This window comes from Dokdonella sp. (genome assembly GCF_019634775.1).
GTDB lineage: Bacteria > Pseudomonadota > Gammaproteobacteria > Xanthomonadales > Rhodanobacteraceae > Dokdonella.
On record NZ_JAHCAS010000002.1, the window covers coordinates 224,687 to 249,870 of the forward strand.

Below are 25,184 nucleotides of genomic sequence, written 5' to 3' on the forward strand. Positions count from 1 at the left end.
CGATGAAAGCTCCCGTCCGAGTTGCCGTCACCGGTGCCGCCGGCCAGATCGGTTACGCCCTGCTGTTTCGCATCGCTGCCGGCGACATGCTCGGTCCCGACCAGCCGGTGATTCTGCACCTGCTCGAGATCACGCCCGCGCTGCCGGCGCTCAACGGCGTGGTCATGGAGCTCAACGACTGCGCATTCCCGACCCTGCACGGCGTGGTCGCCACCGATGACGTCAATGTCGCCTTCAAGGACGTCGACTACGCCCTGCTGGTCGGTGCGCGTCCGCGCGGACCGGGCATGGAGCGCAAGGACCTGCTCGAGGCCAATGGCGCGATCTTCGGTCCGCAGGGCAAGGCCATCAACGACCATGCCAAGCGCGACGTGCGCGTGCTCGTGGTCGGCAATCCGGCCAACACCAACGCGCTGATCGCCCAGCAGAACGCACCGGACCTCGATCCGCGGCGCTTCACCGCGATGGTGCGCCTCGACCACAACCGCGCTATCAGCCAGCTTGCCGAGAAGACCGGCGCGCTCAATACCGACATCGCCAGGGTGACGATCTGGGGCAACCACAGCTCGACCCAGTACCCCGACATCCACCACACTTCGGTAAAAGGTCGGGCGGCGCTGTCGTTGGTCGACCAGGCCTGGTACGAAAACGACTTCATCCCGACCGTGCAGCAACGTGGCGCGGCGATCATTAAGGCGCGCGGTGCTTCCTCGGCAGCCTCGGCGGCTTCGGCGGCGATCGACCACATGCGCGACTGGACGCTTGGCACGAGCGAAGGCGACTGGGTGTCGATGGCGATTCCGTCGGACGGTTCCTACGGCGTGCCGCCCGGCGTGATCTTCGGCTATCCGGTCACGGTGAAAAACGGCCAGTACGCGATCGTGCAGGGGCTCGACCTCAACGACTTCTCCAAGGCGCGCATCGCCGCCACCGACAAGGAGCTGCGCGAGGAACGTGCGGCGGTCGAACACCTGTTCGCCTAGGAGCCCCCGTAGGAGCCCCTTCAGGGGCGATGCCTTTCGTAGGGGGGCATGTCCCCCCCAATCGTCCGCAAACGGGCTCCTGCGGAAAACCTTCGCGCCATGAACGAATCCGGATCGTCCCAGGCCAGGGCCTGGTTGCGACATCCATGGCGTTCCTTGCGGAGCTGGCTGGCCGATGTGCCGGTGGTCGATCCGGTCGAGCGCCGCAATGCGCCGATGGTGCAGCTCGTCCTGCTCGTGCTCGCCGTGGCGGCTTCGTTGCTGTGGATCTATCGCATCGTTTTCAGCGGTATTCCATGGCGATCAGGCGAAACCGTCGATCTGCTGACCAGCCTTGGCGTCATCGTCGTGTGCCTGGGAGGCGTGATCCTGATCCGACGCGGGCGCTTCCAGCGGGCCACGCGGATGGTGCTTGCGGTGGTGGCGCTCATGTTGTTGGCGGCCTCCGCGCGCAACGGGTTTGACGGCCAGGCCTACGAGCAACCGATGCAGGTCGTCTGGCTCGTGCTTGCCGGACTCATCGTCGGGCGGCCGGCGCTGTGGTGCATGTATGCGGTGTTGGTGCTGGCGATCGTGCTTGGCATCGCCACCGATATCGCCGCTGACCTGCCCACCGCGGCGGCGCCCCCGCGGCACGCCGTTTCCGATCGTATCGGCAGCGGCATCATCGCGGCGACCATCTTCCTGCTCGTCACGCTCGCCATCGATCGCAGCGTGGCGGCGCTGCGCGCGACCCTGCGCGAAGCCAACCGACGTGGAGACCAGCTCGCACTAGCCAATGCGCGCCTGGGCGAGGAGATCGCCGAGCGCGAACGCTTGACCGAGCAGCTCATCCATGCGCGCAAGGTCGAGGCGGTGGGACACCTCGCCAGTGGCGTGGCCCACGACTTCAACCACCTGCTCGGCCTGATCCTCGGCCATGCGCGCCGCGGGATGCGCAGTGATGGGCTCACCGCCGCGAAAGACGCGCTTGGCGGCATCGACTCCGCGGCGCGTCGCGCCACAGCGGTCGCACAGACCCTGCTGAACTTCAGCCGGCGGGACGCGACGCGGGTCGAGGTGTTCGACGCCAACGAGGCACTCGCCGAACTGCAACCGATGCTCACCCAGCTGTTTGGTGCCGGAGTACGCCTAGACATCGAGCCGTCCGCCGGGCCGGCCAGGATAAGTTTTGATCGCAACCAGTTCAGCCTGCTCGTGCTCAACATCGCCACCAATGCGCACCAGGCCATGCCCGAAGGCGGCAGGTTCCGCATCGCGGTGGATGCCGGCACGACGGATACGGTTTCGATCAGCTTCGCCGACACGGGACAGGGGATGAGCGACGAGGTACGCGGACGCATCTTCGAACCATTCTTCACGACCAAGCCGGCCGGGCAGGGCACCGGGCTCGGGCTTGCGGTGGTTGCCAACCTGATTGCCGCGGCCGGCGGGCGCATCGCGGTGGACAGTCGCCCTGACCACGGCAGCTTGTTTCACATCGAATTGCCGCACGGGTTTTGAAACACGCGTCCTGTCCGGGCATGCTTGATGCCGTTCATGCGCGTTGGCATGGGAGGTGGACGGTACGGTCATGTCATTTTCTGTTGCCGTGCTCGAGGATGATGCCGAGTTCAGGGACACGATTCTCGTGGCCGAACTCAATGCGCTCGGCTTCGCGGCCGAGGGCTTCGCGACCTCGACGGAAATGGTGCGACGCATGCAGCAGATCCGCTTCGACCTGGCCGTGTTGGACGTCGGCCTGGCCGGTGAGAGCGGCCTCGACGTGGCCCGGCGCCTGCGTGCGACTTCACCGATCGGCATCGTCATGCTGAGCGGGCGCGGCATCCAGCACGAGCGCGTGCTCGGCTTGCGTGAATCGGCCGACGCCTGGCTCGGCAAACCGGTCGACATTGAGGTGCTTGCCGCCACCCTGGTCAGCGTGGGGCGGCGTGTGCACCCCGAACCCGTCGCCACGTCCATGGCCGCCACGCCTCCTGCCGCTGCACCCGGCTGGCATGTCGATGCCGCGGCCTGGAAACTGGTCGCCCCGAACGGGCAGACGCTGGACCTGAACCGGGCGGAGAGACTGCTGCTGGCGCAGTTGTTTGCCCATGCCGGTGAGCCGGTCTGCCGCGAGCAGCTGATCGCCGGCATCACCTCGATGCCGGACGAGTTCGACCCGCATCGGCTGGACATGTTGCTGCACCGCCTGCGCCGCCGCGTGCTCCTCCAGCTCGGGGCCAGCCTGCCGGTACGGGCGGTGCGCGGCTACGGCTATGTGGCAGTGGCCGACGGGGAGGACACATGATTCGCGTCACAATCGTTGACAGACCGGTCAAGGCCGCGCGCGCTGCTTGAAAACGCAATCGGCGTACGATTTGCACGGCTAATGTGAGCGCAGGCAAGTTTTGGTGAGTGATTCTGTGCGGTCGGTTTTCTTAGGCTTCGTGCAGGCGGGATCCGACTCGTGCGGTTTCGGCTGTCCACCCGCGGGATGATGTCCCGCCGGGCGGGCGGAGCAGGCCCGGCGCAGATGCGGCCGGATCGAGTGCCAGCGACAAGATTCACCCGCGGTGTCCGCCAGCCGGGCATGCGCGGGTGCACGTGCAACCCAGGGGGATGTATGTTCAAGCGACTTTCCACATTCACGCGCGCCTGTTGGCCCGCTGCGCGACGGGTCATGCTCGTCGTGGCCGGGCTCGCGGCGTTCTCTTCACAGGTGGCCGCGGAAGGCAGCCGCAACCTGCATCCATCCACCTATCCCGCCAGCGGCGCGCGCGCGGTGATGGATCTGAGTGGCGGCACCACGTACGGCGGTGTCGCGACCTCCCGGCAGTTCCTGTACGTGTATGCGCAGGCCGGCGAGTACATCCTGCTCGGTTCGCGGAACCGGGTCGCCGATGGAGCCACTGAAGGCCCCATCCGTCTCTATGGCCCACGCATTGTTGGCGCGCCGGTCGGGAGTGGCGGCTTCGGTCCGAAAGGCAACGAGGGCACACCGGCAGCACTGGGGACGCCCGCCTTCATCTGCGACGGCACCGGGACGGGGGGCAACGGACCGGGCCGTGGTCTCATTCCTACCCGGGCTGCAGAGCTGGCGCGCCCGAGCAGCGCGGATGGCTCGGTCACGGCCCCCGACAGCTGGACTCCCTGTTACTACGTGGCGCCGACCACCGGCGTCTATGGCGTGTATTTCTCCGGGGCGAGCACCGGTTCCCCGAGCACTCTCGCCAGGAGGGCGGTCGATCCTCCCGCGGTCATCTCCGCGAATGCGGTCAGTGCATGGGACATCACGGTTCGTTCCGCGGCAGATACGCGCGACGACCTCGATGGCCGCGTGTTCACCTTCAACTGGACGATGTATCTGGTCAGCAACGGTGCGAACTTCCGCCTGCACAACACGATCTACATCGTCACGGGTGACGGTTATCGCTACAGCCAGGCCCTGCGCGGCATCGATCCGAATCGCGCCGCCTTCTATGCCAATTCCAAGGGCCTGATCGACGCCGGCAATCCGCTTTACCATGATTTCCGTGGTACCAATGCGTCGGCAACCGGCTTGCCGTCGGGTGGTGCGGGTGGTGGCAACATCACCTACCAGCTTCCGGAATACCCGATCTTCTTCAGTGATGTCGATCCTTCCGTCGCGCACAACGCCGAGGTCAACCGGGTGCTGGGCGAACTGGCGATCCCAACCGTCCCGGCCGCGCCGATCCTGCTACCTACTCCGGCCCCCACCTTCGTTGGCAATGTTTCCGGCAACCAGTCCAACATCAACGTCGGCGGCACCTTCACGTTCTCGACGCAGAACACGCTGACCTACGAGATCGTCATCCGGCGTGGTGCGACCGGGCCTGGCGATACACCACCCAACTGCGTCAGCGACTACGATCCCGCCAATCCCTGCAACCGCGTGCTGACCGGCACTGCGCTCACCGGCTCGCACGCCGTGCTGTGGGATGGCAGGGACAACAGCGGCAACCCGTTCCCGGTCGGCAATTTCGACGCCCAGATCGTCGGCCGCAACGGTGAAGTCCATTTCCCGATGGCCGACGTGGAAGCGAACTTCTATGGCGGCCCGACGCTGACCAAGCTCAACGGCAACTTTGCCGGCGGTTCGCCCACGACCGTCTATTACGACGATCGCGGCTACCGCGCTGCCAACGGCTTCCTCGTTGGCGTGCTCAACGGCCACCTGTGCGGTGCCACCAGCCCCATTTCCCAGCCCGCGCCGACCCACTCGCTGGTGGGCGTGGATTCCGCCGACCCCAACCTTGCGGGCCCCGGCAAGTACTACCGCTGGTGGACCGGCACGAGCGACACCAACACCGATTGCGCTGCCAGCGCGAACGAGTTCTTCGGCACCGCCAAGACGCTCGACCTGTGGGCGCTCGAAAAGACCGTCGAGTACTACCCGGAGATCGAGATCATCGACGCAGCGACCGGCGTGGATGTCGGCACGGCGGTAGCGGTCAGCCCGCTGGTGCTGCCGGGTGATACGGCATACGGCACCTTTACCTTCTACAACGCCGGCGACACCACGGCGACCGGCGTGACCTACGGCGTCACGATCGGCAATCCATCCTTGCCGGCCACGTGCCCGGCCAGCGTCAATATCACCGTGCCGAACCCGCCACCGGGCATCACCTACACCTACAACCCGGTGACCTGCGTAGTCACGCTGAACAACATGCCGGGGTCGCTGGCACCGGGTCAGACGTTGGGTTTCAGCTTCAACTATGTCGTCGCGCCGGCCAACCCGGGTCCGATCCCGGTCAACACCACGATCAGTGCCGGCAACGAAACCTGTGTGATCGTGAACGACTGTGCGCCCAACCAGGCACAAGCAATCACCAACATCGCCAAGCCGGTCATCAACGTCAGCAAGAGCTCCGTGCCGGCGCCCGGTACCAATGTGCTGATCGGCGACACCATCACCTACACGCTGACCGTCAACATCAGCAATGCGCCGCTGACCGGCAATCTCGTGCTGACCGACACGCTGGGCCCCGGCCTGAGTTTCGGCTCGGTGACCGCCAACCCGGGCAGCCATTTCACGCCCGACGTCTCCAATGCGCCGTTGCTGGAATTCGTCCTGCCGACTGGCAAGGGCATCGGCACGTACACCATCACCTACACCGCCATCGTCAACAGTTCGGCCGGGACGACGGTGGCGAATCAGGTCACCGCAATCGGCGGCGTCGATCCCAGCGACCCGAATCCCCCGCAACCGACCTGCGGTCCGTGCTCACTTGAGCACGATGTGCTGCGGCCAACGGTGACGGTATCGAAGGCCTCCAATCCGGCCAGCGGCACGGCGGTGAGCCCTGGCCAGACGATCACCTACACGGTGACGGTGGTGGTGGCGAACGCGGCGACGAATGAAGACGCGACGATCACCGACACGCTGAGCGCGAACCAGACGTTCGGCTCGGTGACGAGTTCGACCGGGTTCACCGGCTGCGTGGGCGCACTGACCTGCACGCTGCCTGCGGGCACGCTGCCGGGCACGTACACCCTGGAGTACACGGCGACGGTGAATGCCAACGCGACGGGTACGGTGGGCAACAACGTGGTGGCGACCAACCCGCCGGGTGGCGATCCGGACCCGACCTGTCCGACGACCTGCTCGACGACGCATCCGCTGGTTCCTGCGGTGACGGTGTCGAAGGCCTCGAACCCGGCCAGCGGCACGGCGGTGAGCGCGGGCCAGACGATCACCTACACGGTGACGGTGGTGGTGGCGAACGCGGCGACGAATGAAGACGCGACGATCACCGACACGCTGAGCGCGAACCAGACGTTCGGCTCGGTGACGAGTTCGACCGGGTTCACCGGCTGCGTGGGCGCGCTGACCTGCACGCTGCCTGCGGGCACGCCGCCGGGCACGTACACCCTGGAGTACACGGCGACGGTGAATGCCAACGCGATCGGTACGGTGGGCAACAACGTGGTGGCGACCAACCCGCCGGGTGGCGATCCGGACCCGACCTGTCCGACGACCTGCTCGACGACGCATCCGCTGAATCCGGCGGTGACGGTGTCGAAGGCCTCGAACCCGGCCAGCGGCACGGCGGTGAGCGCGGGCCAGACGATCACCTACACGGTGACGGTGGTGGTGGCGAACGCGGCGACGAATGAAGACGCGACGATCACCGACACGCTGAGCGCGAACCAGACGTTCGGCTCGGTGACGAGTTCGACCGGTTTCACCGGCTGCGTGGGCGCGCTGACCTGCACGCTGCCTGCGGGCACGCCGCCGGGCACGTACACCCTGGAGTACACGGCGACGGTGAATGCCAACGCGACGGGTACGGTGGGCAACAACGTGGTGGCGACGAACCCGCCGGGTGGCGATCCGGACCCGACCTGTCCGACGACCTGCTCGACGACGCATCCGCTGCTCCCGGCGGTGACGGTGTCGAAGGCCTCCAATCCGGCCAGCGGCACGGCGGTGAGCCCTGGCCAGACGATCACCTACACGGTGACGGTGGTGGTGGCGAACGCGGCGACGAATGAAGACGCGACGATCACTGACACGCTGAGCGCGAACCAGACGTTCGGCTCGGTGACGAGTTCGACCGGGTTCACCGGCTGCGTGGGCGCGCTGACCTGCACGCTGCCGTCGGGCACGCCGCCGGGCACGTACACCCTGGAGTACACGGCGACGGTGAATGCCAACGCGACCGGTACGGTGGGCAACAACGTGGTGGCGACGAACCCGCCGGGTGGCGATCCGGACCCGACCTGTCCGACGACCTGCTCGACGACGCATCCGCTGCTCCCGGCGGTGACGGTGTCGAAGGCCTCGAATCCGGCCAGCGGCACGGCGGTGAGCGCGGGCCAGACGATCACCTACACGGTGACGGTGGTGGTGGCGAACGCGGCGACGAATGAAGACGCGACGATCACTGACACGCTGAGCGCGAACCAGACGTTCGGCTCGGTGACGAGTTCGACCGGGTTCACCGGCTGCGTGGGCGCGCTGACCTGCACGCTGCCGTCGGGCACGCCGCCGGGCACGTACACCCTGGAGTACACGGCGACGGTGAATGCCAACGCGACGGGTACGGTGGGCAACAACGTGGTGGCGACGAACCCGCCGGGTGGCGATCCGGACCCGACCTGTCCGACGACCTGCTCGACGACGCATCCGCTGCTCCCGGCGGTGACGGTGTCGAAGGCCTCGAATCCGGCCAGCGGCACGGCGGTGAGCGCGGGCCAGACGATCACCTACACGGTGACGGTGGTGGTGGCGAACGCGGCGACGAATGAAGACGCGACGATCACTGACACGCTGAGCGCGAACCAGACGTTCGGCTCGGTGACGAGTTCGACCGGGTTCACCGGCTGCGTGGGCGCACTGACCTGCACGCTGCCGTCGGGCACGCCGCCGGGCACGTACACCCTGGAGTACACGGCGACGGTGAATGCCAACGCGACGGGTACGGTGGGCAACAACGTGGTGGCGACGAACCCGCCGGGTGGCGATCCGGACCCGACCTGTCCGACGACCTGCTCGACGACGCATCCGCTGCTCCCGGCGGTGACGGTATCGAAGGCCTCCAATCCGGCCAGCGGCACGGCGGTGAGCGCGGGCCAGACGATCACCTACACGGTGACGGTGGTGGTGGCGAACGCGGCGACGAATGAAGACGCGACGATCACCGACACGCTGAGCGCGAACCAGACGTTCGGCTCGGTGACGAGTTCGACCGGGTTCACCGGCTGCGTGGGCGCACTGACCTGCACGCTGCCTGCGGGCACGCCGCCGGGCACGTACACCCTGGAGTACACGGCGACGGTGAATGCCAACGCGACCGGTACGGTGGGCAACAACGTGGTGGCGACCAACCCGCCGGGTGGCGATCCGGACCCGACCTGTCCGACGACCTGCTCGACGACGCATCCGCTGAATCCGGTGGTGACGCTGAGCAAGAGCGCGAACCCGGCCAGCGGCACGGCGGTGGCGGCGGGCCAGACGATCACTTACACGGTGAGCGTGAACGTGGCCAATGCGGCGCTGCTGAGCGATGTGGTGGTGACCGACGCGATCGGTGCCGGCCTGACCTTCCAGAGCGTCTCGAGCTCAACCGGTTTCATTAACTGCCCGACGGGCGCCCTGACCTGCACGCTGCCCACGGGCACTGCAGTGGGCACGTACACCCTCGTCTACACGGCGACGGTCGATGCGGATGCAGTGACCAGTGTCAGCAACAGCGTCACTGCAACCGGCGGCGGCGATCCGGGCGATCCGAACAATCCGCAGCCTGGCTGCACGACACCGACCGGTTGCGCCACCAACCACCCGCTCAAGCCGACCGTGACGCTGAGCAAGAGCGCGAACCCGGCCAGCGGCACGGCGGTGGCGGCGGGCCAGACGATCACCTACACGGTGAGCGTGAATGTGGCCAATGCGGCGCTGCTGAGCGATGTGGTGGTGACCGACACGATCGGTGCCGGCCTGACCTTCCAGAGCGTCTCGAGCTCGACCGGTTTCATTAACTGCCCGACGGGCGCCCTGACCTGCACGCTGCCCACGGGCACTGCAGTGGGCACGTACAACCTCGTCTACACGGCGACGGTCGATGCGGACGCGACGGTGAGCGTGAGCAACAGCGTGACCGCGACGGGTGGCAACGATCCGAACGATCCGGCCAACCCGCAGCCGTCCTGCACGACGCCGACCGGTTGCGAGACCGAGCACCCGCTCGTCGCCAACGTGACGATCGTGAAGTCGGGTCCGGCCGAAAGCGGCGGCACGTCGAACGGCGTGGCCGAGCCGGGCGAGACGCTGACCTACACCATCACCCTGTCGAACAGCGGTGGGGTGAACTTCACGAACTACGGGTTTGTCGAGAACGTGCCCAATGGCGCGACGCTGACCTCGGTCACGGGCGCGGGCGTGACCGCGTGCGTGACGCCGGTGGTCGGCGTGGGTACCTGCAACATCACGGTTGCCAGCGTGCCGGCTGACGGTTCGACGACGGTCACGGTAGTCTTCCAGGTCGCCGACCCGATCCCGGCGGGCGTATCCGCGATCACCAACCTGATCACCGGTGGTGACATCCCGCCGAACTGCCCGAGCCCGAACGTCTGTACGGTGACGACGCCGACCGAAGGTCGCGTGGCGATCGCCAAGACCGTCGCCGATGCCAACAGCAACGGCATCGCCGAGCCTGGCGAGACGCTGACCTGGACGATCACGCTGACCAATGACGGCGGCGCGGCGGTCACCGGCTACGGCCTGACCGATCCGCTCGATCCGAACACGACGTTCAGCAGCGCGACCAACGGCGGCTCGCACAGCGCCGGCACGGTGACCTGGACGGGCCTGACGGTTCCGGCCCAGGGCACGCTGGTGCTGACCGTGGTCACCACGGTCAACAACCCGATCCCCGATGGTGTGACCGTGATCTCCAACCTGGTCCACGAGACCGGTGGCACGCCGCCGGATTGTTCGGCCACGCCGACTCCGGCGAACTGCGCATCGATCCCGACAGCGGCGAACGTGACGGTGGCCAAATCGCTGAGCGGCGAGAGCATCACCGCGGACGGCATCGCCGAGCCGGGCGAGCAGCTGACCTACACGATCACCCTGCGCAACCACGGCGGCACGGCTGCGATGAACGTGATCGTCAACGAGATCGTTCCATTGCACACGGTCTTCGTGTCCGGCACGCCGGGCTGGAGCTGCGTGGCGGGTTCACCGGCCGGCACGGCATGCGATTCGGTGGTCAACGTACCCCCTGCGGATGCTGGTGGCAGTCCGGGCGTGACGACGCTGACCTTCACCGTGCAGGTGGTCAATCCGCTGCCCGCTGGCGTCACCGAGATCGCCAACGCGGTTGCCATCGATGACGGCACGCCGCCGAACTGTGCAGTCACGCCGAATGATCCGGCCTGCGTGGTCACGCCGACGATCAACCTGAACTTCGTCAAGAGTGTGGAATCGGTGACGGCGATCGGCCCGGGCACCTTCTGGGTGGCCTATCGCATCGATCTGGCCAATACCGGCGGCAGCCCGATCACCTACACGCTGACCGATACCCCGGACTTCACGGCGATGGGCGTGACGTTCATCGGCAATGGCATCGCGGCGACCACCAACGGTGTGCTCAACCCGGGTCTGCCGGGCGGGGCCTTCACGGTGGTCAACGGCACGGCCGTGCAGATCTCGGCGAACGCCGTGACGCTCGCGGTGGGTGCATCGCACAGCTATACCGTGCGCATCCCGATCGCGGTGTCGGCGGGTAGTCTCGGCAATGCGGTCTGCACCGGTGCGCCGGGCAATGGCCTGTACAACAGTGCCGCAGTGACCGGTTCGTTCGTCCGCGACAGCAATGCCTGCGCTCCGGTGTCGGGCGACCAGCCGCTGATCCGCCTGGTGAAGTCCGTGCGCCTCGGCGTCGACAACAATGGCGACAACTATGGCAACGTCGGCGACGTGCTGCACTACACGTTCGTGATCAGCAACCCGGGCACGATGGCGCTGAGCGCGATCGACCTGATCGATCCGCGCGTGACCGACCTGCAGTGCGACGCGACGACGGCCTATGGCGAACCGTTGCGTGTGCTGCGAGGTGACGAGCTGTTCCTCGGCGTGTTCGAGGAACTGCTCGGCGGCTCGCTGGCCCCGGGTGACTCGATCATGTGCAGCGCGACGTATACGATCACCGCCCAGGACGTGATGAACCGGCGCGTGGTCAATTCGGCAACCACCCATGGAGCCAGCCCGGACGGTCAGGTCGTATCGTCGACGAGCACGGCGATCTACTCGAACATCCGCTGAGGACACCGGCATGAAGACGAAGATGATGAAAACCCGTTTCCTTGCCCTTGCGTTCTCCACCGCGTTGGCGGCGCCGGCGCTGGCGGCAGACGGCCTCGGCATTGAAGCGAATCGCGGCAGCAGCATGGATGGCGCGTTCAGTTTCACGATCGCCAACGACGGTGTCGATGCGTTGAGTGCAGTGCGCTGGTACCCGGTTTCCGGGTACCGCGCGCAGTGTTCGACGCAGACCACCGGCGGCCGTGGCTTCTCCTCCGATGGCGTGCTGCAATCCGGTGATCGCGTCGACTGCACGATGTGGCCACTCAACACCGCAGCGAACGCCCCGCGCAAGCGCAGTGCGGCCGTGGTCGTTTCCGCCCGCGACGCGGGTGGGGCGGTCAGCTTGCGCCATGCCGGCATGAGTCCGTTCGGCACGATCACTCCGGTACAGGGAGCCGCCGTCGTCATCGGTGGTGCCGTGCATGCGGACACCGACATCGATGGCCAGCTCGATGCCGGCGAGACGATCGCCTACGACTACACCGTGGTGAACGTCGGCACCGAACCGCTCTCGAGTCTGGCCCTGGTCGACATCACGGGGTCGGTTACGTGTTCGGGCACCACCCTCGCCGTCGATGCGTTCATGACATGCACCAGCAGCTACACGGTCAATGCGGGTGATGCCGGCAACGGTTTCGTGCTCGACACGGTCGACCTGACCGGCATGGCGGGCAGTCAGGCCGTGCAGGCGGCGGACGTGATCCTGACCTTGAATTCCGCGGGGACTGCGGGCATTCGCGTGTTCAAGAGCCCGTTGCTGGATGACGATGTCGATGCCAGTGGCTATGCCAGTGCCGGCGACGTGCTTGGTTACACCTTCCTGGTCAAGAACAGCAACGCTCAATCGCTGGCTTCGGTGAATCTGGTCGAGCCCGACCCGACTCTGATCGATGGTCCGATCGTCTGCGAGGGTACGACCCTCGGTGGCCAGGCCTTCGCTGGCCTCGGCAGCGGCACGCTGGCCAGCATGGATGTCCTGCGTTGCCGCGCGCAGCATACGATCACGGCCGCCGAAGCGGCCGCCGGCGAGGCGCTGAACCTGTCCGAAGCATCGGGCGTAGCTGCAGTCGGTGGCACCGTTTGGGGCACGGGCGCGTCCGCTGTCGGCATCCCAGGTGCCGGCCAGCTCGTCGTGACCAAGTCGGTGAACACGCCGACGACGACCTACGGCAACTACGTCACCTATACCATCACCGTGCGCAACGATGGCTCGACGGACATTCAGAACGTCACCATCACCGACCCGATTCCTGCCGGCATCGATTCGTTTGCCTGGACTTGCGTGGGTGCCGGTGTGGCTTGTCCGGCGGCGAGCGGTACAGGCGCCATTTCGGCGGTCATTCCGTTGTTCCCGGCCGGAGCACAGATCACCTACACGGTCAGCGCACTGGTCTCGTTCACCGCGCCGACGACTATCATCAATACGGTGACGGTGACACCGCTGTCGGATGTGCTGTGCGCTCCAGGTGGCAATCCACCGCCGTGCAATGCGACCGTTCCGCTCGGCATCGGCGAGGCCTTTGCGGTGCCGGTGGACGGCCGGATCGCCCTGATCCTCATGGCCGGTCTGCTCGTCCTCATCGCCGCCCCGCGCCTACGCGCACGCCGGCGCTGATCGCTGCGATACCACGCACCCTTCTCCCCGTTGGCGGGGAGAAGGGTGTTTTTGTGTCGACACTCTGCATCACCTCGGGCTCCTGCGGACGTATCCACCGTTGTTTCCCCGAGGTGATCCCCGCGCCAATCCCGTAAACCGGGAGCAGGGCGGTTAGAATGCCCGCGGGTGCCGCGCGGCCATGCTTCGCTCGGCAGGTTTTCGCGCAGGTCGGGCCGCCGCGCGGGAGTCTCGTGCGCATGTTTTCAGATCACCATCGTCCGCCCACGCGTGCCCAGCGCGTCGCCGAACGCGCCTTTCTTGCGGTCGAGCGCTTCCTGCATATCGAAGCGGCCAGCGGCATCGTCTTGCTGGGTGCGGCGATCATCGCGCTGGTCTGGGCGAACTCGCCGTGGGCACATGCCTATCATGCGCTGTGGCACCTGCCGGCCTCACTTGGCATCGGCGAATGGCAGTTTTCGCGCCCGCTGCATTTCTGGGTCAACGACGTGCTGATGACGGTGTTCTTCCTCGTCGTCGGCATGGAGATCCGTCGCGAGATCCACGCCGGCGCGCTGGCCGATCTGCGTTCGGCCGCTTTGCCGCTCGTCGCCGCTGCCGGCGGGGTGGTCGTGCCGGCGCTGATCTACCACGCGCTCAATCCGAGCGGGGCGGCGCTCGCGGGATGGGCGGTGCCGACCGCCACCGACATCGCCTTCGCGGTCGGCGTGCTCGCCCTGTTCGGGCGTTCGATACCGGGCAACGTGCGCGTGCTCCTGCTCGCCCTGGCGATCATCGACGACATCGCGGCTGTGCTCATCATCGCCATGTTCTATTCGGATGCGCTGGTCCATGTCGGTGCATTCGTCGCCGTTGGTGGCATCGCCATGGTGCTCGTGCTGCAGGCCGCCGGGGTCGGTACGGCGTATGCCTACGTGCTGCCGGCGATCGTCGTCTGGACCGGCTTGCTGGAACTCGGCATCCATCCGACTCTGGCCGGAATCGTGCTCGGCCTGATGACCCCGGTGCGCCCCACGCGTTCGCGTGAGGCCCCGCTGCAGATGGCCGTGCGTGCCGTGCAGGACATCGGCGCCACGGCTACCGGCTGGCAGGGCGATGGCATCGAGCATCCGCTGCGTCGCTTGCGCTGGGCGCAGCGCGAACTGCAACCGCCGGTCGTACGCGTGCAGGCAGCGCTGCATCCGTGGGTGGCCTTCGGGGTGATGCCATTGTTCGCTCTGGCCAATGCGGGAGTGAGCCTCGACGGCGTCGATGTCATCCAGGTCGGCACCAGCGCGGTCACGCTCGGTGTATTTCTTGGTCTGGTCGCTGGCAAGCCGCTGGGTATCGTTGCGGCGAGTTGGTTGGCGGTGAAGGCCGGCTGGTGCCGTTTGCCCGACGGCGTGTCGTGGGCCGGCGTGCTCCTGGTCGGTCTGCTCGGCGGCATCGGTTTCACGATGTCGATATTCATTGCCATGCTGGCCTTCAGCGACGAGGCACTGTTGGCGGCGGCCAAGCTCGGCATCCTGCTGGCTTCACTCACCGCCGCGTTGCTCGGATTTGCCTGGGCGATGGTGGCGATGCGGCGACGTGCAGGCTCGTAGGAAACGCCTTCAGGCGTGATGCTTTCTTCTTTGGGGCGTTGTACGGCAGGGGCATCGCGGCTGAAGCCGCTTCCTACAGCCGCTTCCTACAGCCGCTTCCTGCGGCTGCGTGCTGTGGTCGAATGCGCGGCCGATTATGTCTCGGATTTGCCTGGGCGATGGTGGCGATGCGGCGACATGCAGGCTCGTAGGAAACGCCTTCAGGCGTGATGCTTTCTTCTTTGGGGCGTTGTACGGCAGGGGCATCGCGGCTGAAGCCGCTTCCTACAGCCGCTTCCTACAGCCGCTTCCTACAGCCGCTTCCTACAGCCGCTTCCTACGGCCGCTTCCTACGGCCGCTTCCTGCGGCCGATTCCTGCGGCCGCGTCCTGAGGCTGCGTCCTGTGGTCGAACGTGCGGCCGCGTCCTGAGGCTGCGTCCTGTGGTCGAACGTGCGGCCGATTATGTCTCGGATTTGCCTGGGCGATGGTGGCGATGCGGCGACGTGCAGGTTCGTAGGGAGCGCCTTCAGGCGTGATGCTGTTTTCTTTGGGGCGTTGTACGGCAGGGGCATCGCGGCTGAAGCCGCTTCCTACAGCCGCTTCCTACGGCCGCTTCCTGCGGCCGCTTCCTGCGCTCGCATCTGTGGTCGAACGTGCGGCCGATTCCTGCGCTCGCGTCGTGCGCGGTCTCCTCTGGCGGCATCCATGGAAGCGGCTGCTGCGCATTGCCGCATTGCGACCATGGTCGTAGTCCGATGGATCTGGACTGGGCTTAGGATGGATCGTTCATGGTGCTGGAGGAACGGTCATGCGCTACGAGGACGTCTACCGTCGATCGATCGAGGATGCCGAAGCGTTCTGGGCCGAACAGGCTGAAGCGATCCACTGGCACGTGCGCCCGCGTGCGATCCTCGAGTACGACAAGCCACCGTTCCGGCGCTGGTTCGTCGGCGGTGAGACCAATCTCTGCTTCAACGCCGTCGATCGCCACCTCGAAGCGCGCAGCGAGCAGCTCGCGCTGGTTGCCGTGTCGAGCGAGACCGGCATCACGCGCGAACTGACCTACCGCGAGCTGCATCGAGAGGTGAATACCTTCGCCGCGGTGCTGCGCGCGCTTGGTGTCGGCAAGGGCGATCGTGTCGTCATTTACATGCCGAACATGGCCGAGGCGGTGTTCGCGATGCTCGGCTGTGCGCGCATCGGCGCGGTGCATTCGGTCGTTTTCGGTGGCTTCGCTGCGCACAACCTGTCCCTGCGTATCGACGATGCGAGGCCGAAACTGCTGATCGCTGCCGATGCCGGCATGCGTGGTGGCAAGGTGATCCCGTACAAGCCACTCGTCGACGAGGCGATCGGTGCAGCGAAGCATCCGCCGGCGCATGTGCTGGTCGTCGATCGCGGCCTCGATCCGGGCCGTGCCATGGTCGATGGGCGCGATCTCGACTACGCGACGTTGCGCGAACGCCACGCCGGCGAGGATGTGCCGGTCTGCTGGCTCGAGTCCAACGAGCCGAGTTACCTGCTGTACACCTCGGGCACGACCGGCAAGCCGAAAGGCGTGCAGCGCGATGTCGGCGGCCATGCGGTGGCGATGGCACTGTCGATGCGCACGGTTTACGACGTCGGCCCGGGGCAGGTCATGTTCTCGACCTCCGATGTCGGCTGGGCGGTCGGTCATTCCTACAACGTCTATGGCCCGCTGATCGCCGGCGCCACCTCGATTCTCTACGAGGGACTGCCGACAAATCCGGATCCCGGTGTGTGGTGGAGTCTGGTCGAGAAGTACGGCGTGCGCACGATGTTCTCGTCGCCGACCGGCATCCGCGTGCTCAAGAAACAGGATCCGTCATGGCTGAAGAAGCATGACCTGTCGTCGCTGAAATGGCTGTTCCTGGCCGGCGAACCGCTCGACGAGCCGACCGCGCAGTGGATCACCGAAGGAATCGGCAAGCCGGTCATCGACAACTACTGGCAGACCGAGACCGGCTGGCCGGTGCTGACCTTGCTGCCGGGCCTCGACCTGAAGCCGGTCAAGTTCGGATCGCCAGGACTGCCGAACCTCGGCTACCGGCTGCGCGTCATCAACGAGACGACCGGTGAGGATGCGAAGCCGAACGAGAAGGGCGTGTTGGTGATCGTGCCGCCGCTGCCACCGGGCTGCATGACCACGGTGTGGAACGACGACCAGCGTTTCCTCGCCAGCTATTTCGGCCACTTCCGCGAGTTGCTGTACAGCTCGCTCGATTGGGCCGTACGCGACGAGGACGGCTACACATTCATCCTCGGCCGTACCGACGACGTGATCAACGTCGCCGGTCATCGCCTCGGTACGCGCGAGATCGAGGAATCGGTGGCCACCCATCCCGGCGTTGCCGAGGCTGCGGTGGTCGGTGTGCACGATGAGCTCAAGGGCCAGGTGCCGATCGTGTTCGCCACCCTCAAGCAGTCGAACACGGAAACGCCCGAGGAAGTCGCGCGCGGAATGCTCAAGCGGGTCGTCGACCAACTCGGTGGTGTTGCCAGACCGGCGCGCATCTATGTCGTCAATGCGTTGCCGAAGACGCGCTCAGGAAAGCTGCTGCGGCGCTCGCTGCAGGCCCTGGCCGAACAGCGCGATCCGGGCGACCTGTCCACTCTCGACGATCCGAATGCGCTCGAGGAGATCCGCGGCAAGCTCGCGCGCGGACCGGATGGCGGCGGCTGAGCGCCACCCATGAAAAATACCCCGCAGGAGCCCCTTCAGGGGCGATGCCTTTTTCCCGCCTTCGAAAAGCATCGCCCCTGAAGGGGCTCCTGCAGGACTCCTGCCGGCGTGCCATCGGTGGATCAGGGTTCCGCCTTCACAGCCTCGCCTGCGTAGCGCGCGCGTGGGCGGATGAAGCCACCCTGCTCCTGTTGTTCGAGGGCATGTGCCAGCCAGCCGGCGACGCGGCTGGCGGCGAACAGCACGAGCGCGTGCGCAGGACCGAGCGCGTGCGTCCAGGCGATCGCGGCAAGCAGGAAGTCGATGTTCGGGCGCTGGCCGTTGAGGCTTTCGACATGGGTGACGATCGCCTCGACCTGTGCCAGCGCGCGCGAGCGTGGTCGCGCATCACGCAGCATGGCGAGCAACATTGCTGCGCGAGGATCGCCGTCTGCATAGAGGGCATGACCGAATCCGGGCAGGTCGTCACCGCGTCGCCAGCGTGCATCGAGCACGGCAGCGATCGAATCGCCGGCGACGGCATCGGCGATCAGCGCGTGCGCGCGCGCGGTGGCGCCGCCGTGGCGCGGCCCGGACAGTGCAGCGAGTCCGGTGCACACGGTGGCGTGCAGATGCGCGCCGGTCGAGGCGACCACGCGCGCGGCGAAGGCCGAAACATTGAGCTCATGATCGGCGGCGACGACCAGCGCGGCACGCACGAGGTCGGCGAAAAGCGCATCGCGCGGGCGCCAGGCGCGCGCGATCGTTGCGTGCACCGCGCGTGCTTCGACCTCGACGCCGAGGAGGAGCGCGGCATTCTGGCGCAGCAACCGCGCTGCGATGGCGCGGCGCATCGGCATCGCCGCGTCGAAGGAATGGCGTGCATCGAGGGCGAGCAGGGGCATCGCCGCCAGCGTGCGTTCGAGCGGCGGCAGGCGTGCGTTGCCGGCGATGCTTGCGACATGCGCCGACCATGGACCGGCCCGCAGGTCGGTGAACGGGTCGTTCGGGCCGCAATCCCAGAGGATGCGCGTGGCGTCTTCGAAGCTCGCGCCAGCACGAGCCAGCGCGACTGCCGAATGGCCACGGTAGTACGGGCCGTCGGGGCGGATCAGCGAGATGCGCGTTTCCAGCACCGGCAAGCCGCGGTCGAGGCTTTGTGCCGCACCGCGCGCGGCGCCGCGACCACTGCGCTTGCGTTCGGCAAGGCGCTCGATGTCGCGTCGTCGGTATAGGCGACTGCGTGGATCGTCGCCGGGTCGCGATTCGACCAGGCCACGGCTGACGTAGGCATACAGCGTCGCCGCGCTAATGCCCAGCCGGCGCGTAGCCTCACCCGCACTGAGGTAGTCGTCGTGCATGGACGATATATTGATTGAATCGATCAAGATTGATCAATGCATCACTTGCTGCCAGATTGCGTACCCGCACCGCCCATCCGAGGACCCCGTCATGAATCCGCAGGCATCTGCCGGAACCCGTTTCCGCGAAGCGCTCGCCGCCGAGTCGCCGCTGCAGGTCATCGGTGCGATCAATGCCAATCATGCGTTGCTGGCGCGGCGAGCCGGCTATCGCGCGATCTATCTTTCCGGCGGTGGTGTTGCCGCAGGTTCGCTCGGCCTGCCGGACCTCGGCATCAACACGTTGGATGACGTGCTCGTCGACGTGCGTCGCATCACCGATGTCTGTGAGCTGCCGTTGCTGGTCGACATCGATACCGGCTTCGGTCCGAGTGCGTTCAACATCGCGCGAACGGTGAAATCGCTGATCAAGGCCGGCGCCGCGGCCTGCCATATCGAGGACCAGGTCGGCGCCAAGCGCTGCGGCCACCGCCCTGGCAAGGAGATCGTCTCGCAGGGCGAGATGGCCGATCGGGTCAAGGCCGCCGCCGACGCCAGGACTGATCCGGCGTTTTTCCTGATCGCGCGCACCGACGCCATCCAGGTCGACGGCGTGGACGCGGCGATCGAGCGCGCGATCGCCTGCGTCGAGGCCGGCGCCGACGGCATCTTCGCCGAGGCCGCCTACGACCTTGGCACCTACCGTCGCTTTGTCGATGCGGTGAAGGTGCCGGTGCTGGCCAACATCACCGAGTTCGGCAAGACCCCGCTGTTCTCGCGCGACGAGCTGGCCAGCGCCGGCGTGGCGATCCAGCTGTTCCCGCTGTCGGCCTTCCGCGCCATGAACAAGGCCGCGGAGAACGTCTATCAGGCGATCCGCCGCGACGGCCACCAGAAGAACGTGGTGGATTCGATGCAGACCCGCGAGGAGCTGTACGACCGCATCGGTTACCACGCCTTCGAGCAGCAGCTCGATGCGCTGTTCGCGGCGAGTGGCAACAGGGCCGGCAAGTCATGAGCGAGGAAGGCGAGGGCGAACGCCGCAGCGGAGTCGGCTGGAACGGGCTGGCCGCAGTCATCGCTTCGATGATCGGTGCGCTTGCCCTGGGTGTCTCGGCCTACACCGCCTACCTGCAGCGCATGCAGGTGCGTGCGCAGGTCTGGCCGCACCTGATGCTGGTAAATTTCGATACGGAGCTCACGATCAAGGCACTCAACAAAGGGGTGGGGCCCGCGATCGTCAGGAGCACGCGCGTGACGGTGGATGGCAAGCCGATGCGCAGCTGGAGCGAGGTGATGGGGGCGCTCGGTCTCGAGAAGACTTCGTTTCGACTGTCGACCATTTCGAACAATGTCATCGCCGGTGGCGAGGTATTGCCAATCCTGGTGCTCGACGAGGCCGATGCATTTCAACAGGTTCGCATGGCGGCGGAGCAGCGCATTGTGGTCGAGATCTGCTACTGCTCGACATTGAACGAGTGCTGGGTGACCGGCGATGAAGCGACCAGCTCGCGGTGGGCGCAGACCCAGGTCGATGCCTGTCCCGTGATGGGTGCGGGCGAAGCCTTTGCCGACTGATGCGTTGCGAACATTTTCCCGGAAGAGAGAGACGACGATGAGCGATTCCACCACGCCCGGCTTCAAGCCGAAGAAATCCGTGGCCCTGAGCGGCACCGCTGCCGGCAACACCGCGCTGTGCACGGTCGGGCGCAGCGGCAACGACCTGCACTACCGCGGCTACGACATTCTCGACCTCGCCAATGCCTGCGAGTTCGAGGAGATTGCCCATCTGCTCGTGCATGGCAAGCTGCCGACGCTCGCCGAACTGGCCGGCTACAAGGCAAAGCTGAAGGCGTTGCGCGGCATCCCGGCCGGCGTGAAAGCCGCGCTCGAACAGTTGCCGCCGTCGGCACACCCGATGGATGTCATGCGCACGGCGGTTTCCGCGCTCGGCTGCGTTTCCCCCGAGAAGGACGACCACAATCACCCGGGTGCACGCGACATCGCCGACAAGCTCATGGCTTCGCTCGGTTCGATGCTGCTGTACTGGTATCACTTCAGCCACAACGGCAAACGCATTGACGTCGAGACTGACGACGATTCCATCGGCGGCCATTTCCTGCACCTGCTGCACGGCGAAGCCCCGCGCGAGAGCTGGGTGCGGGCGATGCACACCTCGCTGATCCTCTATGCCGAGCACGAGTTCAACGCCTCGACCTTCACCGCGCGCGTCATTGCCGGAACAGGCAGCGACATGCATTCGTGCATCGCCGGCGCAATCGGAGCACTGCGCGGCCCGAAACACGGTGGCGCCAATGAAGTCGCCTTCGAAGTGCAGAAACGCTACGAGTCGCCCGACGAGGCCGAGGCCGACATCAAGGCGCGCGTCGAGCGCAAGGAAGTCGTGATCGGCTTCGGTCACCCGGTCTACACCACCGGAGACCCGCGCAACAAGGTGATCAAGGAAGTTGCGCGCCAGTTGTCGGCCGAGCAGGCCAGCCCGAAGATGTTCGACATCGCCGAACGTCTGGAGTCGGTCATGTGGGACATCAAGAAGATGTTCCCGAACCTCGACTGGTTCAGCGCGGTGAGCTACCACATGATGGGTGTGCCGACTGCCATGTTCACGCCGCTGTTCGTCATCGCCCGCACCTCGGGCTGGAGCGCCCACGTCATCGAACAGCGCATCGACGGCAAGATCATCCGCCCGAGCGCGAATTACACGGGGCCGGAGGATCTCGCGTTCGTGCCGATTGGCCAGCGTTGAGGGCCACGGCTGAAAGAGCCTGAAACACGAGGGACACGAGGGAGAAGCTCTTGATCGAAAGGCTCTTCTCCGCGTGCTCCGTGTTCCAGGCTCCTGCTCCGGTCGCGATCAAGGCGAAAGCCTGAAACACGGAGCACACAGAGCACACGGGGAGCAGCCAACTCCCTGAAATGCTCCCCCTTCGTGTTCTTCGTGTTCTTCGTGTTTCAGTCTTTGCGGGACTTTCGCTCAGTCCATGCCGTTGTCGAAAATGCGATCCGGCAGCAAGGCCGGGCCGCCGACGAAAAGCACGTTGGCGGGATCGTTGCGGTAGTTGCCCTGGCGACTTGCGTCGATGGCGAGTTCCCAGGTCTGTGCGTCGATGCGGCGCGCGCCGGCGAACGTGTACCAGCCGAAGGTGTCGGCGTCGCCCGGCGTGCGTGGGCCGTAGTTACGCCAGGCCCAGGTGTCGTTGAACGCGGCGCCATGGAAGGTGACGCGCACGACGGCCGTGCTGCAGCCGGGCAGGGAGAAACTTGCCAGACCCCAGGGGTCGTGGCTGCCGGGGCCGCCGGTCGGGTCGGGCGGATACAGGGTCGAGGCGAGGCTGCTCGCGTCATTGATCTGGGTGCAGGCGCCGGGCATGAGCACGATCGTCGAGCCGGCGCTGCCGACACCCATGGTCAGCGGATCGGTCGGCCTGGCCATGGTCGTCGGCGCGCCGAGTGAGGCGACGTGGCGCTGCTGCGCGTCGGCGATGCCGTCGTTGTTGCCGTCGCCGCCGAGCACGCTGGATTCGACCGCACTTGGCGAGCCGTCGGCATCCTCGTCCGGCGCGGCGGTGTAGTCCCACACGCCGCTGTTGGTGCCGGCAAGGATGCGCGGTGCGGCGCCGGCGGCGCGTGCCGGCAAAGCCAGTGAGGTCGCTGCATACGCCGGCAGGCCGATGCTCAGCGAGTTCCAGCTTGCTCCGCCATTGGTCGAGCGGTACACGCCGCCACGATTCGCGCCGTCACCGCCGGTGCCGGCATAGATCGTCTCGCCGGTGGGGTCGTTCGGATCGATGAGCAGGGCACGCACGTCCTGGCCTGCGATGCCTGTGCTGGTCTCGAACCAGTTCGCACCGCCATCGGTGGTCTTGTAGACGCGACCATTGATCGGCGTTGAGTACAGGTTTACCACGGCCGCATACAGCACCTGCGGATTGACCGGATTGATAGCCATCGCCAGCACGCTGCCCTGCGAGGTGCCGGGGCCGAACAGGGGCGGCAGGCCGTTGCTGCTGTGTACCCAGTTGGCACCGCCATCGGTCGATTTGAAGACGCCGTTGGCGATGGTCGGATACGGGCCAGCGGCTGCGTCGAAGTACGCGTTGATGAAGGTGCCGATGTAGACCGTCTGCGTATCCGAGGGGTCATACACGATCGGATTGATGCCGCCCATCCAGGCGTAGTAGCCGGAACCGGCTGGAAGCTCCTGGCCGAGTGGCAGGCCAGTCTCCGATGCGGCCCAACTCGCGCCGGCATCGGTGCTCTTGTAGATGCGTGCCGAGCGGTATGGGGCTGTGAACGGGTTGCCGACTACTCCTGCGCCGCCGACGAGCAGAGTACGCAGCGGTCCGCCGCCGACAGGGCAGGGGCCACTTGGTGGCGGTGACAGGCATGAGCGTGGATCGAGCGCGATCGTGCGCACCGTACCCATGTTGGGCACGCCGTGGACGAGGGCAATGCCGTTGTCGATCGTCGTCCAGGTGTTGCCGCCGTTGGTGCTCTTGTACAGGCCGCCATCCTTCGGGCTCGGCCCGAGGTTGCGCTCCGAGTTGCCGACCGCGTAGACGGTGAACGGCTCGGCGGTCAGCGGATCGTTGTCGACCGTGGTGCGATCGATCGCGATCGAGCGGATCTGTTCGGCATTGAGACCCGCAATCGCGTCCTCCCAGGTCATCCCCGCGTCGGGCGACTTCTGGATCGTACGCGTGGTCGTGAACGAATCGCCCTGACCGGCGAGCACGATGCTGCCCGGGCCCGTGTCGAGCGGATGCGCGGCGAGCGCACGGATGTTGACCGACTGGTAGTTGTTGTTGATCGCGCTCCAGCTGGCGCCGCCGTTGGTCGTACGGAACAAGCCGCCGTACTGCGTGCCGACCCACAGGTTCTGAACGGCGGGGAACGAAGGATGGGCGACGACGACCGTCGCCTGCGCGGGATCGACACCGTTCGCGCTCAGGCCGTTGGTGACGCCCCAGGTAGTCCATGCCGGTACGGCAGCCGCGAGGTTGGTCGTTGCGTGGAGGCCGCTCGCACGGCAGGCGACGAACAGCCCCTGCGGATTCGTGGGATGGGAGAAAATGGCGTCGATCCTGATGCAGTTTGCCGCGCCGCCTGGCGCGCCGCGCGTGACCCAGGTCGCGCCAGCGTCGGTGGAGAAGGCGATCGTGGCGCCGTCCGAGAATGCGATGCGCTGGCTGTCGTTGGGCCAGGCCGCCATCGTCATCGCGCCGGACAGCGTGGGTGGCGTGGTCGGCGTACCCCCCCAGGTGATGCCGTCATCCGTGCTGCGGATCACGGCTGCACCGCCGAAAACGCTCGGATCGGGGGAGCTGATGCTCGCATGGAGTGTGCCGTCGGCGGCGTACGTGATGCCGGCAAAGTAGATGTTGGCGGTGCCGGCCGCTGGTCCGGACCAGCTGTTGCCGCCATTGGTCGAGGTGTAGATGCCGTTATCGCTGATGACCGCCAGATGCGTCGTCGAGCCGCGCTTGAGGGCGAGACCTTTTGCGTAGGTATCGGTTGGCAGCGCCGGCAAGGACACCCAGAGGTCGCCGGCGTTGCCCGAGCGGTACATGCGGTTGCCGCTGGCCAGGTAGAGCACCGGCGCATTCGTGGCGACGGCGATGTCGCTGTAGTACGCGCCACTGACCAGGCCAACCTCGATGCGCTGCCATGACGAGCCGCTGCTGACGCTGCGGAACACGCCGCCGCTGCCTGCGGCGAACAGCGTGTTCGGCGCGGCTTCGTAGACCACCACGGCGTTGACCGTTCCTCCATAGGGGCCGGTGGTGCTCCAACTGCCGACGGCGGCAATGGCCGGACCGGCGAGTGCTCCGAGGATGACGGTGGCCAGGCTGAGCCCGGCGTGAGGACGAGCGATCGGATGGCTGGTCATGGGATTCTTCATGGATGTGGTTCCCCAACCTAATACGCAAAACAGCAGGCGACCAAGACAGCATCGATTGGACGAGTGTGATCTGGTCGATATCCGGGTCGCACCGCGGTGCGCAATCGCCTTGCCGGAGACCCTTCAGGGGCGAAGAACGGTGACTCAGCGGGAAAGCATCGCCTCTGCCGAGGCTCCTTCGGCGGATACCACGAAATACTTGCCTTGGGGAGGTCTGATCAACTCCCTTCGCGGCTGAAGCCGTTCCCGCAAGGCCCTGA

General features: G+C 66.3%; 12 protein-coding genes. 10 read left to right on the forward strand and 2 right to left on the reverse strand.

Annotated features, from left to right (window positions below):
• Positions 1-2: 2 nt before the first annotated feature.
• From KF907_RS11895 to prpE, 7 genes are all read left to right on the forward strand, one after another.
• A complete protein-coding gene (locus KF907_RS11895; RefSeq protein ID WP_291220636.1) occupies positions 3-983 on the forward strand; it encodes a malate dehydrogenase in 981 nt (326 codons plus the stop codon).
• 99 nt (positions 984-1,082) lie between these two features.
• Positions 1,083-2,486, forward strand: a complete 1,404-nt coding sequence (locus KF907_RS11900; RefSeq protein WP_291220638.1) for a sensor histidine kinase — start codon at positions 1,083-1,085, stop codon at positions 2,484-2,486.
• A 70-nt stretch (positions 2,487-2,556) separates the two neighbouring features.
• Positions 2,557-3,273, forward strand: a complete 717-nt coding sequence (locus KF907_RS11905; RefSeq protein ID WP_291220640.1) for a response regulator transcription factor — start codon at positions 2,557-2,559, stop codon at positions 3,271-3,273.
• A gap of 372 nt (positions 3,274-3,645) precedes the next feature.
• On the forward strand, positions 3,646-11,757 hold the full coding sequence (locus KF907_RS11910; protein WP_291220641.1) for a beta strand repeat-containing protein: 8,112 nt from the start codon (positions 3,646-3,648) through the stop codon (positions 11,755-11,757).
• A 10-nt stretch (positions 11,758-11,767) separates the two neighbouring features.
• Positions 11,768-13,414 (forward strand): DUF11 domain-containing protein, encoded by a 1,647-nt coding sequence (locus KF907_RS11915; protein WP_291220642.1) that lies wholly within the window; start codon positions 11,768-11,770, stop codon positions 13,412-13,414.
• Between the two features lie 239 nt (positions 13,415-13,653).
• Positions 13,654-14,997: a Na+/H+ antiporter NhaA gene (gene nhaA / locus KF907_RS11920; protein WP_291220644.1), complete on the forward strand. Its 1,344-nt coding sequence runs from the start codon at positions 13,654-13,656 to the stop codon at positions 14,995-14,997.
• A 789-nt stretch (positions 14,998-15,786) separates the two neighbouring features.
• Entirely contained in the window at positions 15,787-17,682 is a 1,896-nt protein-coding gene (prpE, locus tag KF907_RS11925) for a propionate--CoA ligase (RefSeq protein ID WP_291220645.1), read from the forward strand.
• A gap of 122 nt (positions 17,683-17,804) precedes the next feature.
• Here the strand turns inward: prpE and KF907_RS11930 are convergent, their stop codons facing one another.
• Entirely contained in the window at positions 17,805-19,049 is a 1,245-nt protein-coding gene (locus KF907_RS11930) for a citrate synthase family protein (protein ID WP_291220647.1), read from the reverse strand.
• Between the two features lie 64 nt (positions 19,050-19,113).
• On the opposite strand from KF907_RS11930, the gene prpB reads away from it, so the two are divergent.
• From prpB to prpC, 3 genes are read left to right on the forward strand one after another with little or no spacing between them, the layout of a single operon-like run.
• The gene (gene prpB / locus KF907_RS11935; RefSeq protein ID WP_291220649.1) at positions 19,114-20,019 is read left to right on the forward strand and encodes a methylisocitrate lyase; all 906 of its coding nucleotides are present in this window, start codon (positions 19,114-19,116) and stop codon (positions 20,017-20,019) included.
• Complete coding sequence (locus tag KF907_RS11940; protein WP_291220651.1) at positions 20,016-20,579, forward strand: hypothetical protein; 564 nt, start codon at positions 20,016-20,018, stop codon at positions 20,577-20,579. The genes prpB and KF907_RS11940 overlap by 4 nt, the downstream gene beginning before the upstream one ends.
• Positions 20,580-20,616: 37 nt before the next feature.
• Positions 20,617-21,768, forward strand: coding sequence for a bifunctional 2-methylcitrate synthase/citrate synthase (gene prpC, locus KF907_RS11945; RefSeq protein WP_291220653.1), 1,152 nt, complete (start codon positions 20,617-20,619; stop codon positions 21,766-21,768).
• A gap of 228 nt (positions 21,769-21,996) precedes the next feature.
• On the opposite strand, the gene KF907_RS11950 is transcribed toward prpC, so the two are convergent.
• A complete protein-coding gene (locus KF907_RS11950) occupies positions 21,997-24,924 on the reverse strand; it encodes a WD40/YVTN/BNR-like repeat-containing protein (RefSeq protein ID WP_291220654.1) in 2,928 nt (975 codons plus the stop codon).
• Positions 24,925-25,184: the final 260 nt, after the last annotated feature.

Coding starts and splice junctions, on each gene's coding strand:
- KF907_RS11895 (WP_291220636.1), top strand. CDS start 3: ATGAAAGCTCCCGTCCGAGTTGCCGTCACCGGTGCCGCCGGCCAGATC.
- KF907_RS11900 (WP_291220638.1), top strand. CDS start 1,083: ATGAACGAATCCGGATCGTCCCAGGCCAGGGCCTGGTTGCGACATCCA.
- KF907_RS11905 (WP_291220640.1), top strand. CDS start 2,557: ATGTCATTTTCTGTTGCCGTGCTCGAGGATGATGCCGAGTTCAGGGAC.
- KF907_RS11910 (WP_291220641.1), top strand. CDS start 3,646: ATGCTCGTCGTGGCCGGGCTCGCGGCGTTCTCTTCACAGGTGGCCGCG.
- KF907_RS11915 (WP_291220642.1), top strand. CDS start 11,768: ATGAAGACGAAGATGATGAAAACCCGTTTCCTTGCCCTTGCGTTCTCC.
- nhaA (WP_291220644.1), top strand. CDS start 13,654: ATGTTTTCAGATCACCATCGTCCGCCCACGCGTGCCCAGCGCGTCGCC.
- prpE (WP_291220645.1), top strand. CDS start 15,787: ATGCGCTACGAGGACGTCTACCGTCGATCGATCGAGGATGCCGAAGCG.
- prpB (WP_291220649.1), top strand. CDS start 19,114: ATGAATCCGCAGGCATCTGCCGGAACCCGTTTCCGCGAAGCGCTCGCC.
- KF907_RS11940 (WP_291220651.1), top strand. CDS start 20,016: ATGAGCGAGGAAGGCGAGGGCGAACGCCGCAGCGGAGTCGGCTGGAAC.
- prpC (WP_291220653.1), top strand. CDS start 20,617: ATGAGCGATTCCACCACGCCCGGCTTCAAGCCGAAGAAATCCGTGGCC.
- KF907_RS11950 (WP_291220654.1), bottom strand. CDS start 24,924: ATGAAGAATCCCATGACCAGCCATCCGATCGCTCGTCCTCACGCCGGG.